The organism is Chitinivibrio alkaliphilus ACht1, from assembly GCF_000474745.1.
Classification (GTDB): Bacteria; Fibrobacterota; Chitinivibrionia; order Chitinivibrionales; family Chitinivibrionaceae; genus Chitinivibrio; species Chitinivibrio alkaliphilus.
Map to the genome: position 1 here is coordinate 1 of NZ_ASJR01000068.1, position 975 is coordinate 975.

The window sequence follows — 975 nt, forward strand, 5'->3', positions numbered from 1 at the left end:
CTTGACCTGCGGGATTTTCACCGAATTATAAAACTATAATTGGTCGTAAATCTGAAAAGTGGAGCAATTGTGAAACGGCAATTGCCTGACTTTTTGAAAAGTGAAGGAATTATAATTCACTCATTGATCGTCAAATGAAAAAGTCATCCGATTATGAAATGATAAGGCTGTGACTTTTTGAAATGTCAGGGTTTATGAAGCAATTATTCTGAATCAAGTTCTGAGATTGCTTCTGCAACCATCCTGTCGCAATGGTTACAGGTGAAAGGACTTCCATTTTCAGCCTGCGAAATACCAACACAATGCGGACAGTTATCTGCAACTTCGCAGGTCTTACATTCAACGGTATTTTCCCAAACCAAAGACTTCACAAGAGATGCTCGTATTTCTCCATTCCAGATATCTTGTACACTACTTTCAATTACCGAACCAAGTGGTGTTTTCAACGACACGCAGGGATACACAGTTCCGTCTGGGGAAATTGTAAGCGATGTTGTGCCTGCTCCACAGATTGAACCAGAAATATTTTTACCCTGAACAACGGGAATATCCATACTAAACAGGTGATTTTCCGCAACCCTCAAAACTTCTTTTATTTTTCCTTCATCATCTAGAAACAGCTGACTCGGCGAGTTATCACCATTATTTTTATTGATTAAATTCATACCAATTCGATGGGTTGTACCAAGAGATTTTGACAGCTGAATGATATTTTCCACATCCGCGTAATTCTGTTTCATTATCATTACATTGAGAACAACTGGAATGTTTTTCTCTCGAAGTTTTTTTTATGACATCAATCGTTTTAGAGAAAGAACCGGGAATCTGGGTAATGTCGTCGTGTACTTTGGCGGTTGAGCCGTACAAGCTGACGTAAAAAGTCTTGGGCAAATTCTCTGTAATTATTTCTAATGCCGTCTGGTTGTGATAAAGTGATTGACAGTTTGTGTAAACATCACAGGTAAACCCTTTTGT

The 975-nt window shown here is 38.6% G+C and carries 1 protein-coding gene and 1 pseudogene; both read right to left on the reverse strand.

Going from position 1 to position 975, the window contains the following annotated elements; all coding sequences use genetic code 11:
- Positions 1-203 precede the first annotated feature (203 nt).
- Positions 204-665, reverse strand: coding sequence for an SPASM domain-containing protein (locus CALK_RS11655; RefSeq protein ID WP_204365319.1), 462 nt, complete (start codon positions 663-665; stop codon positions 204-206).
- Positions 649-975: pseudogene (locus CALK_RS13240) on the reverse strand (hypothetical protein); the annotation flags it as partial. The pseudogene CALK_RS13240 and the gene CALK_RS11655, both read right to left, overlap by 17 nt.